A 14505-nucleotide genomic window follows, 5' to 3' on the forward strand; every position below is an offset into this window, starting at 1 on the left:
ACGCAGGGCGTCCGGGGCAATAAAGGCTGTCGAAGATCGAGTGTAAAAGGGAGACTTGGATGTCCCGTTTTACATCACGAGATCAAAGACACGCTTGACAATTCTTGATCGTGTTGATCTGTGCGGCATTAAATGTCGCCTCTGAGTGACGCTCTATCCAGTTTACTCAATAAGTGGTTGTCATGCTATCTCTGTTGCCCGATATTTACCCCTATTTCATCTTTGCTTCGTGGGGTATTTGATCGAAAAAGCAGTAGAATTATTTCCCGCATGTATGCTCGTAATTCAAACCATTACAGAAACGGGCGCTGGATCTATAAATGCGATCTGGAGAGAGGGGATTCAGTCATCAGCGACTGAGAGATAGGCAAAGATATCCCTGATTTCCTCACGTGTAAATTCGGCCAGCAGTTCACTGTCGGGTTCATCTTCGTCATGAACCAGTGTGCCGTCCAGGTATTTATCTACCTGTCTCCACAGGTATTTCGTGTACTGACCCGCGAGCATGGGAACATTGTCTTTTGACTTGCCGACACCTTCCTTGCCATGGCAGGAACGGCACTCCTTTTTGTAAAGCGCCTTGCCGTTTTCAATATCTCCCTCTGCACGGGCAATCTGCATGAGTCTCTTGGTTTGAAGCAGGCGCTGGTAAGCATCGAAGTCGGGAGCTGTTTCATCAACCGGCGGCAGTCTTGTCGGTAATACGATTTTGCTCAGATAGGCAGAGATGTCCTCCATATCCGAGTCAGGTAGCTCGCGCTTGTCAACATGCTCGACCATGGGCATATTTGGTCGTGAGCGATCCTGAAAGAGTTTCAGCTGTTTAAACGTATAACCGGCAGGCTGCCCGGCTATTCTCGGATATTCACCATTCTTTCCACCTTGACCATATTCTCCGTGACATGCTGCGCAGACTTCATTGATCTCTGCGCCATTCTCAAGATCAACGGCACCAGCCCGGGGTGACAGGCAGACGAAAACAAGTACCAGTGAGAGATTCAGAACTCGCATGATATTAAGGATTCCCCGCGATACAGGATGCTGATTTGATTTGCATAGTCATGGCTGATTTGTCGGGCATGTATCCTCCGTCAGGCGATATTGTGCAGAGTAACTATAATATACAGATACGTCCTTGTCGTTAGGCAGATTGTCCGTATTCCACCAGGGAACCGGACAGCATCTACAGGTGAGTTTTATGAAAAACCTTGTTAATTCCGTCTTGTTGCTTGTTGTTGTGGTTCTGAATCTCTCTGATGTCATGGCTAACCCGCCTGCTGCATACGAGGGACGACGCTTGTATGTCTCGTATTGCCAGTTGTGCCATGGAGTTGACGGTAAAGGCGAAGGCCCGCTCGCAAAGGTAATGGAGATCAGCCCCGCAGACCTGACAACAACCGTACGCTCCAGAAGCGAAAGAATTCTTACCAAGATCATCACTGGTGAAGGTCGCCAGACGATTACAGGCCGTGCTCGCCATAACCTGCTGAATGAGGCCATGCCGGAATGGAAAGGGGTGTTCGATGAATCCGAGGTGAAGGCATTGATTGCGTATTTGCGCTTTCTGAGTCGCGCCAAGCATGACCTGATGGGCGATCCCGAGGTCGGGATGCAGCTCTACCAGAAATATTGCCGCGTATGCCATGGTGAAGAGGGGGAGGGCGATGGCATCATGACGCGCCTCATGGGAATTGAGCCAATGGACTTTACCAACCCCAATGAAACAAACAGCCTGGATAATCGTGAACTTATCAGGAGTATTATGCAGGGGCAGGGAGAATTCATGCCCGCCTGGCGCGGTATATTGAGTAGGGATGATGTTGAAGCGCTGGTCAGCTATATCCGGCTGTTGTCACATTGAAAATTCATCAAGCCCCGTGCCCGAGTTGCTTTGACATCAATATTGGCATGTCTTACACTGACTCCAATACCCCATTTTTATTAATAGAATAAGAATTAACTCAACTCTTCTGCGGGAGAAAATTTATGAAAGGTCAGAAAGGTGGTGCGGTTGTTGCTTTTATTGTCGCGCTTGTCATTGGCGTTGCAGGCACCCTGTTTGTTATTAAATCACAAGCAAAAAATTTACTGGTAACAGAGATCGAGAGCCCGCTGGGTTTTCAGGAAACAATTGATCATATGAAGGCCAAGGCAAAATCCCTGGACTGGAAAGTACCATCAAAGTGGGAAGCCAATTTCCAGAAAAACTTCAAAAAAATCGTCAAAATTGATGTTGGGCCTGTCGTGGCAATCAAGATGTGCCAGGTAGATGTTGCCGCGAACTTGCTGAAAAATGACGACAATAAATACCTCGCAACCATGATGCCCTGTACCTTTGCCATCTACCAGAAAGCAGATGGTAAAACTTATGTGTCAATGATGAACCTTGAAACAATCGGAAACCTGATTGGTGGTGACGTTGCTGTCTCCATGAAGAAAGTCATGCCTGACATGAAACAGATGGTCTCATTTGAGTGATAAGCGCTTAACAGCATAAAAAAGCCCTGCGCATGCGCAGGGCTTTTTAGTTTTCAGGCAGAGAAGTTCCAGGTAGCCTACTGCTGTCCTGCGGGTGCAGGTACCACGTTTGCATGTGGATCTTCTGCTTTCTGATGCCCTTCGGCAGCAGAGGCTTCTGCCATGCGTTCCATTTTGGCATCAATATACTTTGAGATATCTTTTGCATTCTTCAACTCGGGATCCAGCTCCGATGCACGACGGGCCATGAATTGTGCCATTTCATGGTATCCCATGTGCAGATAGGCAATGCTGAGAGCCGCGAAGCTTTTTGCATTATCAGGGTCCCTGATGATCGCTTCCTGGTATGCAGCGACAGCTTCCTCGTTCTTTGTTTGCATTAGCAGAAGTGCACCAAGGCGCTCATATGCCCTGGCTGATTCAGGGTCAGCTTCGATTGCCTTTTTAAAGCTGGCTTCAGCTTCTTCAACCTTGTTTTCTGACCAGAGCTTGTTGCCCTGCTCGAGTAATTTAGCGGCGTCTTCAGATGCACATGTAACGCTTGAGAATAGAAACAGAACAGACGCAATAGTTGTTAGTAAACCAATTTTTTTCATCATTTATACCTGTGGAGTAGATTTCAGGGTTAAAAAAACCCGGGTAGCCCTGAGGCTACCCGGGAATATTATCCCTCGTTATTTACTTCTTTCCCAGATACCACTGGTGATCCTTGGAAGCTAACACTTCATCCAGCTTGGCCTGCAAGTCTTTTGCAGCTTTACGCTTGGCTTTATCCTTCGATGCTTTACCTTCCTTGATCAACTTCTCAAGTTCAGGAACCATCTTGGTGTAGAAGTGCTTGGCCAGGTCATAAGTACCATGCCAGTGGGTGTAGTCCGGTGCCATCATTGACGCTGCCATACGAGCACGGCGGCCTTCATGATGCCACAGCTCGAACCAGGTCCAGTCCAGCTTGTTGGAGAACTTCGCGGTCTTCAGCAGAGGCTTGGCTGCAGCATAGAGTGCTTTACCAGGCTTGGCATACTTCTCATTGTAAAGTTCAATGAGGCTGTCGTACTGAATGTAGAAGTTATCAACATACTCTTCTGTATGACATGCTGAACAGACATCCTGCATGTTCTTGCGACGCTCATCCCATTTCAGGTTTTGCGACTCAAGACCCATTTTCGCATCCATCACTTCAGGACGGACCGATACAGGTGGACGGTTGGTCCAGCTGATACGCTCGCCGACGTTATGCGTGGAATCCTGCTTGCGGGTTGCACCCATATGACAGGTTGCACAGATAGGAGCAGCAGTGTAATCAACGCCGACGACCCACTTGGCGCTATCCAAGTTCATCTCGTCTTCATACGCCTTGAACGCGATACCGTGCTTGGACTCCTCGTAGATCTCCTTCTGAGGATGATCCGGGCCGAGGTGGCACTTGCCGCAGTTATCAGGTTTACGCGCCTGTTCGGTAGAGAACTGGTGGCGAGAGTGACACGCACTACAGGTGCCTTCTGAACCATCGGGGTTGATACGACCGATACCTGTGTTAGGCCATGTAGCCGGATCAAGCGCACCGTCTTCCAGTACGACGACTTTTGAACCATGGCACTGCCAGCAACCGTTGACTGCCGCAGCAGAGTTACCATTAGGGAAGCCTTCAGTTATCATGCCGCGATTGCCTTCAACTACTTCAGCGAGCAGGTTATCAAGCGAATCGATGATGTGACCGGCCGTCGCGTGGCGCGAGGTGGTCATTTCGTGGGCTGCCTTTTCGTGGCAGTTCGCACAGTCTTTAGGTGAAACGATGATAGAAATGTTTTTCTTTACTTTCTTGTCATCATGGACGTATGCATCCACGTCACCTTCGTCAGCCTGGTGGCATTCATAACAGCCTACGTTGGCGCCGTAGTGTTTACTGCGGCCCCACTGTTGAACGATTCCCGGGTTGTCTTTGGTGTGACATTTGACACACGCTTTTGTCTCTTCAGACATCTCTTTCGGGGGTACTTTTACTGATGCTATGGAGCTGTTGGCAAACAGAAAAGCAAGACCCAAAAGAGCGACTTTTATTATCATTTTCATAAGTATACTCCTCAACTTCTTATTGGGCGGATTGGAAAATACGCAATTCAATATTAGTTCACCGGGACTGCAAGAAAATTGATATAGATCAATAATTCCATTACTAGATCAGGGAAATTGAATATACCTTGTCGATCAAAATCCTTATCCGTTCAAACAATTGACCTGAACAATAGTGTAAATCAAGGTATCGCGTGTTGGCGTCACTTGCAGTCAATAGACATGTCTGAAATACTTGTTTGACATAAATAAAAATTGAAAAAAACAACAATAATTGAGGATACTGAGGAAGCAAGCAAAGCTTTATCTGTAAAACCCCTTTACCAGGATTGTCTGCACTATGCAGGCGGTACACCTGTTCATATGTTTTGTTTGAGGTGAGAAGAATGAGTCAACTTACTCCGGAATAAGAAGAGAAGATCCTGCATAGCCCTCCCAAGGGAACCTATGCGCTTCTCCTCCTGTTGGCCCTGATTATGGGATTTGGATGGGCGCTGCTGTTTTTCGGCCGTTTCCTGATGCACGGCCCGATTAGCTGAGGAGAGAATAATGCAAGACCCATTAAAAGCAATATGTGATGATCCGCTTGAGAGGCGCTGGGTATGGATATCCCTGTTTCTTGCAGTCGTTTTCGGCGTCATCCTCGGATTTTATGCCCTCGGCAATAACCTGCATCCACCAAGCAATGTCGAGCCAATCGACTCCGCCACGCTCCATCTTTCCGGAGAGTTTGCAGAAGATAACCTCGGTGTGAAAGAGAATGGCGATGGCACCCTGACAGTGACCATGGTCGCAGCCAGGTACGGTTTTTTCCCGCCGGTGATTGAGGTTCCGACAGACACCCCGGTCAAGTTCCGCATGGCGAGTGCGGATGTTCTGCATGGTGTGCACGTCCCCTATACCAACGCGGCTACCATGATTGTTCCCGGTTATGTCTCCGAGTTTACAACCAGTTTTCCAAAAGCTGGCAAGTACTCCTTTCTGTGTAACGAATATTGCGGTCTCGGACACGACAGTATGTGGTCGCGCCTGAATGTCGTCGAGAAATCTGCGGGAGGAGTGAACTGATGAATAACAATAAAGCAGCCGGCCTAAGCCTGGCTAACATGTGGGTTGGATTCATTGCTTTCCTCGCGGCAGCGGTTATGGGGCTTTACCAGGTCATCCAGCGTATCGACCTGATCCCGCAAATCATGATTTCGGATATCTATTTTGCCTCTGTATCAACGCATGGCGTCCTTATGGGTTTTGTTCTGACGACATTCATCATTATGGGCTATGGATACTATACTGCGACAACCAGTCTCAATCGCCCGCTTTGGGGCGGAAAGTTGGGCTGGGTTGGATTCCTGGTGTCGCTAGCCGGTGTTCTTATTGCCGCAGTGCCGTTGCTCACCGGTAACGCTTCCGTGCTTTACACCTTTTATCCACCGCTGATGGCAAATCCCGCATTCTATATAGGTGCGACACTGCTGGTTGTCGGCTCATGGTTCTGGTGCCTCATCATGGTGATGAGCATGCGTGCCTAGAAAAAAGAGAATCCGGGTGAAACTGTACCCCTGGCAATGTACGGCACAGTGGCAAATGCCATCATGTGGTTTATCACCAGTCTGGGTGTGGCGTCTGAAGTACTGTTCCAGCTGATCCCATGGTCGCTGGGACTTTCACCCACCGTCGATGTCGGCCTGGCACGTACCCTGTTTTCCTGGACACTGCATGCGATTGTCTACTTCTGGCTGTTCCCTGCATACATTGCGTTCTATACGCTGATGCCGAAACAGGCCGGCGGCAAGCTGCTGAGTGACCAGATGGCACGCGTGGCATTCATCATGCTGCTGGTGTTCTCGGTTCCGATCGGTTTTCACCATCTCTACATGGATCCGTTCCAGGCTGCGGGCTGGAAATTCCTGCACATGACGGGAACCTTCATGGTTGCCGTGCCGACGCTGATCACCGGTTTTACCGTTATCGGCTCAATGGAAATTGCAGGACGCCTGCGTGGTGGTAAAGGACTGTTTGGCTGGATTGGCAAGCTGCCATGGGGCAACCCGATGGTCCTGGCAACAGGGCTGGCAATGCTGATGTTGACCTTTGGCGGTTTTGGCGGCGTTATCAATGCCAGTTACTCCATGAATGCCATGGTGCATAACACCCAGTGGATTCCCGGTCACTTTCACCTGATTTTCGCAGGTACAACCGTCATCATGTACATGGCGATTGCGTACTACCTGTGGCCAAAAATGACAGGCAAAGAGCTGCACTCACGCGCGCTTGCCGTGAAGCAGCTCTGGCTCTGGACGATTGGCATGCTGGTTTTGACCCTGCCATGGCAGCAGCTTGGTATGGACGGTCAGCCACGGCGTATCTCTTCCACTCCATATGATCCGGAACTGGTCGAGAAGTGGATTATTCCCGAGTTTGCGATGATTGTCGGAGGTGTCATTCTGCTCATCTCCGCCATCATGCTGATCTGGAACCTGATGAAGACACACGGAAACGCGACTCCCGTGGCAATTCCGGAAGTCGAGTATGCAGAACCGGTTCATCCGATTGCGCGTATGCCCAGACTGATGAACGGCTTCGGTTTCTGGTTCTGGCTGGTTGTTGTATACATGATTGCAAGTTACGGCTACCCGATCCTGCAATTTTTCCTGATGGATACATTCGGCACTGTACCCTGGAGCATTTGACAATGATTCGAATTACTACACTAATCACTGCGATGGCCCTGTCGGTATCTGTTGCTCAGGCTGAGCCATCATCACTGGTCGCGTTCGACCTGGATACACTGCGCATGCTGAAGGACGCTGATCCGGCGCGCGGCGAAGAGATTGCCAAGAAGGAGAAGTGCTACAAGTGTCATGGCGATACGGGCGTTTCCGACGATTCGGAAGACGTCAATATCGCAGGCCTCATGCCTTCCTATGCCTACAAGCAAATGAAGGACTACAAGGATAAGAAGCGCGACAGTTGCGATATGTTCAAAAAAGTAAGAAAGCTTGATGAGCAGCAACTGGCGGATCTTGCAGTCTATTTTGCAGACCTGCCTGCGGCCAAGCCCGGCCCGGACAAGGGGCTTACGCCTGAACTCTACAAGCTGATCTACAAGGGTGATCCAGAACGCCTCCTGAAAGCCTGTGTTGCCTGTCATGGCAGGAAAGGTAATGGCGGCCAGTTTAACCATCCGCGTATCAACGGTCAGTACAAGGAGTACCTGGTTACGACAATGACGGAATTCAAGGAAGAGGGTCGTAGCAACGATATCTACTCCAGGATGCGTTATGTCAGCGAGGTATTAACCGAGGAGGAGATTGAGGCACTGGCATCCTATTACGCCGTGCCCGATCCCGAGTAACGAAAGCGACCCCGGTCATGAATATGATCGGGGTTTTTTACTTCGCCCGGTTTTTCTAACGTAAAATACCCTCATGGGCGAAGCCGCAAACAATCCACCTGCTGATGTAGAGGAGACCTGTTTCCATTGCGGGTTGCCTGTTCCTGATTTCGATGAGCCCATCAAGCTGGATGTTTTGCAAGCCGAGCGGCACTTTTGCTGTCATGGATGCGAGGCTGTCTGCAAGGCAATTGTTGATGCGGACCTCGAAGACTATTACAAGCACCGTACCACGCACTCTGCTACAGCCGATGTTGATATCGTTCCTGATTTCCTCAAGCAATCTGATCTATATGACCGTCCCGAGATACAGAAAAATTTTGTCCTCGAGGAGGGTGCGTGGCGTGAGGCGTCATTACTGCTTGAGAATATCAGGTGCCCCGCCTGCCTGTGGCTGAATGAAAAACACTTGCGCAGTCTTGATGGCGTCATGGACGTTCATATTGATGATGTGACACAGCGTGCCCGCGTAAAGTGGAATCCGCAAAAGATTCGCCTGAGCGAAATACTGACGGCAATTAGCAGTATTGGCTATATCGCACATCCTTATGATGCAACGCGATCAAGGCAACTGCAGAAAATACGTAACCGCCGCAGTACCGAGCGCCTGATATTTGCCGGTCTCATCGGTATGCTGGTGATGCAATTTTCGTTTGCCACCTACCTGATGCCGGTCGAGCCGGACGCATCACTTCCAATGTGGGTTGTCCTCGGTCGCTGGACCGGGCTTTTGCTCACGGCAATCATTCTTGTCTATTCGGGACAGGAGTTTTTTGCAGGGGTCTGGAGCGATATAAAAAACCGGCGCCTTGGAATGGATGTGCCGCTTGTCCTGGGGCTCCTGTTCGCCTGGTTTGGGACCATCACCAGTCAGGGTGAGGTGTACCTGGACTCGATCGCCATGTTTGTATTCTTTCTGCTGCTTGCGCGCAGGCTTGAACTCAAGGGAAAATTGAAAGCCGCAGGCAGGCTGGAAGAGCTGGCCAGGGTAACTCCAAGAACTGCCGTCAGGATCGATACCGGTGGCGAAAGGCATCGCGTGGCAGTTGAGGATTTGCAAGTCGGTGACCTGGTGCACCTGCTTCCGGGGGAAACGGTACAGGTTGATGGTGAAGTTGCCAGGGGTGTGAGCAGTTTCGATGAATCACTGCTGACAGGCGAGTCATTGCCTGTACTGCATGAGATAGGCGATGCACTGCTTGCCGGTTCTGTTAATGGTGAGCAATCGATCGACATGCTGGTTACACACACTGTGCAGGCTTCAGCTGTGAGTGAAATCCGAAAGCTGATCGACAGGGGGCTTGCGCAACGCCCTGGTTATGCGGAGTTGGCGGACAGGATTGCAACCTGGTTTGTTGCCGTGATTCTTGTGCTTGCAGCGACTACTGCGACTTACTGGTTTATGCATCAGCCTGATCAATGGCTGGCAACGACTGTTGCTGTTCTGATCGTCACCTGTCCCTGTGCGCTCGCACTGGCGACTCCAATGACACTCTCGGTCAGCGCCGGGAAATTTGTTGGTCTGGGTATGCTGCCGTTACGCATGAAGGCACTGGATGCATTGGCAAAGAGCACGCTTTTTGTTTTTGATAAAACTGGCACATTGACACACGGCAAGCCTGAATTGGCCGAGGTCGTCACGTATGCGGGAATCGAGCGGGATGATGCCCTCGGTCGAGCATCGTTGCTCTCGGCAGATTCCGAGCACCCGGTTGCCAGGGCACTGCGGGCTTTTCCTCACGATAAAGCGGACACCGATGAGTTGTTCAATCAGCCCGGTGCAGGAACCAGTGCGCGTATTAATGGTGAGGAGTGGTTTCTTGGCAAGGCTGAATATATTCAAGAGAAAACGCCGCTGACAGATGATCAAAGAGAAAGGGTTGAGTCATTTCGAAAGCAGGGGTATCTCGTCTCCGTTCTCGCATCCGGCAGTGGTGTGGTTGCGATATTCACCTTTCATGATCCTTTGCGCCCCGGTGTGGAAGAACTTCTGTCTGGCCTGAAAAAGAGTGGTGTCACCGAGTTCGTCATTCTCAGTGGAGATTCACAGCAGAATGTGGAACGCGTTGCGAGCAAGTTGGGTATTACCAGCTTCCATGCCAATCTCTCGCCGCGTGAGAAGTTTGACTGGGTGCAGTCCCGTCAGAAGGAGGGCAGGCAAATCGCAATGTTTGGTGTTGGCAATAATGACGCCCCGACTCTTGCACTTGCAGACGTCTCGCTCTCTTTTGCCGATGCGACTGACCTAGCGAATAACAGTAGTGACTTTCTTTTGCTCAATGATGAGCCGCAGGTTCTTGTAAAGGCGCGTCGTCTTGCAGTACGAACACATACAAACCTGATGCAGAATTTTGCCTGGGCAGCCATATACAATTTTGTTGCGGTTCCTTTTGCTGCTGTTGGCCTGATACCGCCATGGGGTGCGGCGATCGGAATGTCACTGAGTTCACTGGTTGTGGTGGTCAACGCATTGCGCTTGCAGAGGAGCAATGACTGATTTGCTTATTGTGATGGGTGAAGAGTCGTACAAAGTGCATTTATTATTAACCTGATCTAGAGCTGGAATTATTGATCTATATCAATTTTCTTGCAGCCCCGGTGAACTAATATTGAATTGCGTTTTTTTTCAATCCATTCAAGAAGTCACTAACGTACTAATATTGAAAATGTTTTTTGACGCTGTAATCTATAATCCATATAGTCATATGGCAATGAATAATAATGTCCGGGTCAGCAAGGCTTGTGACGATAATTAAGAATGGAGAGTGGAATCTCTACCAGGTTTCAAATCTGGGAAGCGGCTTAAACAAGCCAACACACCTGAAAAGCAATAACAGGAGAGGAATGTTATGTCTTTAAAAAGAATGATCTCAATCGCGTTGAGCACAGGATTGGTGCTGGGTGCAGCGAGCGTATCTGCCGAACCGACAGGACAAATGCTGGCCGACACATGCGCCGGCTGTCACGGTACAGACGGTAAGAGTACCGGACCAGCAGCACCGAGTATCGCCGGTATGTCGGCTATATACCTGGTTGACTCAATGAACCAGTTCAAGAGTGGTGAACGCGCCAGTACGATCATGGGCCGTATTGCAAAAGGCTATACCGAAGAGCAGTACGCTGCCATGGGTGAAGTTTTTGCAGCCGTGGATATCGCATATGCTGACCAGGAAACTGATGCAGCAAAAGTAACTGTTGGTGCCAAGGTTTTTGAGGACAGCTGTGAGAAGTGCCATGATGAGAACGGTGCACTTGCTGATGATGACTCAGGCATTCTTGCCGGTCAGTGGCTCCCATACCTGCAATACTCAATGGAAGACTTCAAGAGTGGCGCACGTGAAATGCCAAAGAAAATGGCTAAAAAAGTCAAGAAGCTCGACGATGCTCAAATCGAAGCGACTCTTCACTTCTTTGCAAGCCAGAAATAAGGGGGTATCTGATCATGAAAAAATTTACACGTCGTAACTTTGTAAAAGTAGTTGGTGGTACAGCTGCAGTTTCTGCTGTAGGCGCACCAGTTTTCTCAATTGCTTCAGGTACAAAGAAGGTTGTCGTTGTCGGTGGTGGTACTGCCGGTGCAACCGCAGCAAAATATATTAAGCGTGGCGACAGCTCTATTGATGTCACCATCATTGAACCAAACCAGCACTACCACACCTGTTACCTCAGTAACGAAGTGCTCAGTGGTCACCGCACCATGGAAAGCATCCGTTTTGGCTATGATGGTCTGAAAGGTCACGGAATCAATGTCGTTCATGACATGGTGTCAGGCATCGATGCAGGCGCCAAGAAAGTCATGACCGCTGGCGGCCAGTCTTTCGACTATGACCGTTGTATCGTGGCTCCAGGTGTTTCCCTGCGCTATGACACCATCGGGGGTTACAGCGAAGAAGCTGCCCAAATGATGCCGCATGCGTGGAAAGCGGGTGAGCAGACCCAGATTCTGCGTGATCAGATTCACGCGATGAAGGATGGTGGTACGGTGATTATTGCACCACCGCCAAATCCATTCCGTTGTCCTCCTGGCCCATACGAGCGTGCCTGCCAGATTGGTATGTACCTGAAGGCTAACAAGCTCAAGTCGAAGATTATCATCCTCGATGCCAAGAAGAAGTTCTCAAAGATGAAACTCTTCACGCAGGCTTTCGATAAGTACTACAAGGGTGTTATCGAATGGCACAGTGTCGCTGATACAGGCGGTGTTGCCAGTGTTGATGCCAAGGCTGGTACAGTAACAACCAAGAACGGCGATACCTTGAAAGGTGATGTGGTAAACATCATTCCGGCACAGCATGCTGGATCTATCGCCAAGACTGCTGGCCTGGCTAATGACAGCGGCTGGTGTCCTGTCGATCACGCAACATTTGAGTCTACTATCCATAAGGGTATTCACGTTATCGGTGATGCCGCGATTCAGAAGCCACTGCCCAAGTCTGGCTATGCAGCAAACTCTGAAGCCAAGGTAACTGCAGCAGCGGTTGTTAACCTGCTTAACGGCAACGCGCCTGGTGATCCTAGCTGGGTGAACACCTGCTACAGTATCGTCGGCCCGGATGATGCGATCTCTGTTGCAATGGTTTACAACCTTGTTGAAGGCAAAGTTGCCAAGATCAAGGGCTCCGGTGGCCTGACGCCGATGGACAGCTCTGCATCAGACCGTGCACGTGAAGTGCAGTATGCTTATAGCTGGTTTAACAATATCACCAGTGATATTTTCATGTGATAGGCATTACTCGCGTAACAAAAAATCCCGCATTTGCGGGCTTGTGTTATGAGCGAAGACACAGGCTGTTACTTGTTGTTTGCAATCAGTTCGTTGAGAACCTCATAATCAATTGATCCATCATCTGAATACAAGACGTTGCCCGTCTTGATCAACTTGATTGCCGGTGTTAATTGCATGCCTCCAAACTCAGGTGATATGCGATTGTCATTATCAATGACGATCGGGATAAGCAGCTTTCGTTGAATGATTGCTACATTCGGTGGCCGGTCGACCTGTATTGCGATCGCAATGATATCGATCTCTTCATCAAGAATGTTCTTGTGCAGTTTATAGAGTTCTCCAATAGAGACCGGATTGCTCATCGAGAAGAAGTAGAGCAGCGTCAGGGGAGTATTCTGATCGAGTTCGATGCTTTCACCCTCATAAGTTGACAGCTGCAGAGCGGGGTAGGGAGTTGTATTACTGCAGGAGAGAAGCAATAGGGCAACAAGGGCAATGGAAAAACAACGCATCATGGACTTATGTAATATTCAGGAAATCATCAGGCAATAATATAGGCAGACCAGTTATAAATACACTACTCGCTTCATGTCCTATACTTTCAACAGGTACCTGTGGGCTTTCCATAGGTACAACAATGGTTATTACCACTGAGTCTGAGACTCTATGACAATCATCAGCACCCTTGGCTTGGCGCTCGCCATGTTTCTATTAGCCATCACGCCTGGACCGGGAGTATTTGCAACAGTCTCCAAGGCGCTTGCCTCTGGATTCAGGCGCACTCTACCTGTCATCATGGGTATTGTTGTCGGTGACCTGGTTTTTCTTCTGTTTGCGATTTATGGTCTTGCGGCTATTGCAGAAACATTCAATGCACTATTTACAGTGATTAAATACGTGGGTGCAGCCTACTTGATCTGGCTGGGTGCCAGGTTATGGCAAACCCGTACATCTGTCACAGATATCCCCGAAGCAAATAATCACTCCGGAAAATACAGCTTCCTTGGTGGCTTGTCGATTACGCTCGGTAACCCGAAAGTCATTCTCTTCTACCTTGGATTTTTGCCCACCTTCGTTAACCTGGGTGCACTTTCGACTATTGATGTGGCAATTGTTGCATTGGTTGTCTCTTTTGTTCTTGGCATCGGTGATGCTGTTCTATGCCTTTACAGCATCTCATGCGAGACTTCTTTGCAAAAGTGAAATAGCTCAGAGCCGAACAAATAAAACAGCCGGCTGTGCAATGATAACCACGGGTACTATTTTGTTGGTGAAAGCCTGACTGAATGAGACAGGGCAATACAGATTTCATCAGTATCCCGGAAAAAACAGTCGTTCAGCTTGACGCCAATTCTCTCCCTGCTATTCTGATACGGACATGAACAGGTTAACTACTAAGAGTCTATCTATCATCTTGGCCCTTCTGGTCGGGATTTATCCTGTTTTGTTGTCTGCCGCTAGCAACGCGCATTGCGCAGATATGAACATGTCTGTTTCGGATGACAAAATGTACACCATGCATCACGCAGCTAGTGATCAAACAAGCATGGAGCAGGGAGATTGTTGTCAGAACAAGCATCCATGTGGAATAGACTCTTCTTGTTCTTCAAGCAGTTGTGCCAACCTCACCTGTGTGCAAAATGCATTAATGCACACTGATAGACAAAACAAGCCGAAATATTTCGCCATTGTTTCTTCGTCAATTCCCATTTCTCCCCCGTTTGTTTTCTTTCGGCCTCCGCTGCGCGCCAAGGAGAGAGAATCGAAGGCGCGTAGTCCCCGGTAGCCACTAGGCGAGACTGTTTTTCTGACGTGCGCCAGCGCCAAAGGAAAA

At 49.3% G+C, this 14505-nt stretch carries 13 protein-coding genes and 1 pseudogene; 9 read left to right on the forward strand and 5 right to left on the reverse strand.

What is annotated here, in order from left to right:
* Positions 1-342 precede the first annotated feature (342 nt).
* Positions 343-1011: a c-type cytochrome gene (locus tag BOW51_RS02005; protein WP_078476193.1), complete on the reverse strand. Its 669-nt coding sequence runs from the start codon at positions 1009-1011 to the stop codon at positions 343-345.
* 187 nt (positions 1012-1198) lie between these two features.
* Here BOW51_RS02005 and BOW51_RS02010 point away from each other — a divergent pair, with 187 nt between their 5' ends.
* Entirely contained in the window at positions 1199-1861 is a 663-nt protein-coding gene (locus tag BOW51_RS02010) for a c-type cytochrome (protein WP_078476194.1), read from the forward strand.
* Positions 1862-1986: 125 nt separating this feature from the next.
* Positions 1987-2478, forward strand: a complete 492-nt coding sequence (locus BOW51_RS02015; protein ID WP_078476195.1) for a DUF302 domain-containing protein — start codon at positions 1987-1989, stop codon at positions 2476-2478.
* Positions 2479-2555: 77 nt separating this feature from the next.
* On the opposite strand, the gene BOW51_RS02020 is transcribed toward BOW51_RS02015, so the two are convergent.
* Complete coding sequence (locus BOW51_RS02020) at positions 2556-3077, reverse strand: tetratricopeptide repeat protein (RefSeq protein WP_078476196.1); 522 nt, start codon at positions 3075-3077, stop codon at positions 2556-2558.
* A gap of 79 nt (positions 3078-3156) precedes the next feature.
* Entirely contained in the window at positions 3157-4551 is a 1395-nt protein-coding gene (locus tag BOW51_RS02025) for a multiheme c-type cytochrome (protein ID WP_078476197.1), read from the reverse strand.
* Between the two features lie 549 nt (positions 4552-5100).
* Between BOW51_RS02025 and BOW51_RS02030 the strand changes: the two genes are divergently transcribed.
* The 6 genes and pseudogenes from BOW51_RS02030 (at position 5101) to BOW51_RS02055 (ending at position 12668) form a co-directional block, all read left to right on the forward strand.
* Entirely contained in the window at positions 5101-5619 is a 519-nt protein-coding gene (locus BOW51_RS02030) for a cupredoxin domain-containing protein (protein ID WP_078476198.1), read from the forward strand.
* A 38-nt stretch (positions 5620-5657) separates the two neighbouring features.
* A pseudogene (locus BOW51_RS02035) lies at positions 5658-7241 on the forward strand (cbb3-type cytochrome c oxidase subunit I).
* Positions 7242-7243: 2 nt separating this feature from the next.
* On the forward strand, positions 7244-7906 hold the full coding sequence (locus BOW51_RS02040; protein ID WP_078476199.1) for a c-type cytochrome: 663 nt from the start codon (positions 7244-7246) through the stop codon (positions 7904-7906).
* A 73-nt stretch (positions 7907-7979) separates the two neighbouring features.
* Positions 7980-10442, forward strand: a complete 2463-nt coding sequence (locus BOW51_RS02045; RefSeq protein WP_078476200.1) for a heavy metal translocating P-type ATPase — start codon at positions 7980-7982, stop codon at positions 10440-10442.
* A 352-nt stretch (positions 10443-10794) separates the two neighbouring features.
* Positions 10795-11373, forward strand: a complete 579-nt coding sequence (locus BOW51_RS02050; protein ID WP_078476201.1) for a c-type cytochrome — start codon at positions 10795-10797, stop codon at positions 11371-11373.
* Between the two features lie 14 nt (positions 11374-11387).
* The gene (locus tag BOW51_RS02055) at positions 11388-12668 is read left to right on the forward strand and encodes an NAD(P)/FAD-dependent oxidoreductase (protein ID WP_078476202.1); all 1281 of its coding nucleotides are present in this window, start codon (positions 11388-11390) and stop codon (positions 12666-12668) included.
* Positions 12669-12736: 68 nt separating this feature from the next.
* Here the strand turns inward: BOW51_RS02055 and BOW51_RS02060 are convergent, their stop codons facing one another.
* Positions 12737-13186: a hypothetical protein gene (locus tag BOW51_RS02060; RefSeq protein WP_078476203.1), complete on the reverse strand. Its 450-nt coding sequence runs from the start codon at positions 13184-13186 to the stop codon at positions 12737-12739.
* A gap of 151 nt (positions 13187-13337) precedes the next feature.
* On the opposite strand from BOW51_RS02060, the gene BOW51_RS02065 reads away from it, so the two are divergent.
* Complete coding sequence (locus BOW51_RS02065; RefSeq protein WP_245828358.1) at positions 13338-13874, forward strand: LysE family translocator; 537 nt, start codon at positions 13338-13340, stop codon at positions 13872-13874.
* A gap of 422 nt (positions 13875-14296) precedes the next feature.
* Here the strand turns inward: BOW51_RS02065 and BOW51_RS11405 are convergent.
* On the reverse strand, positions 14297-14505 hold a 209-nt coding region (locus BOW51_RS11405), incomplete at its 5' end, for a hypothetical protein (RefSeq protein ID WP_217349015.1).

It is taken from the genome of Solemya elarraichensis gill symbiont, assembly GCF_002021095.1.
Taxonomy (GTDB): domain Bacteria; phylum Pseudomonadota; class Gammaproteobacteria; order Chromatiales; family Chromatiaceae.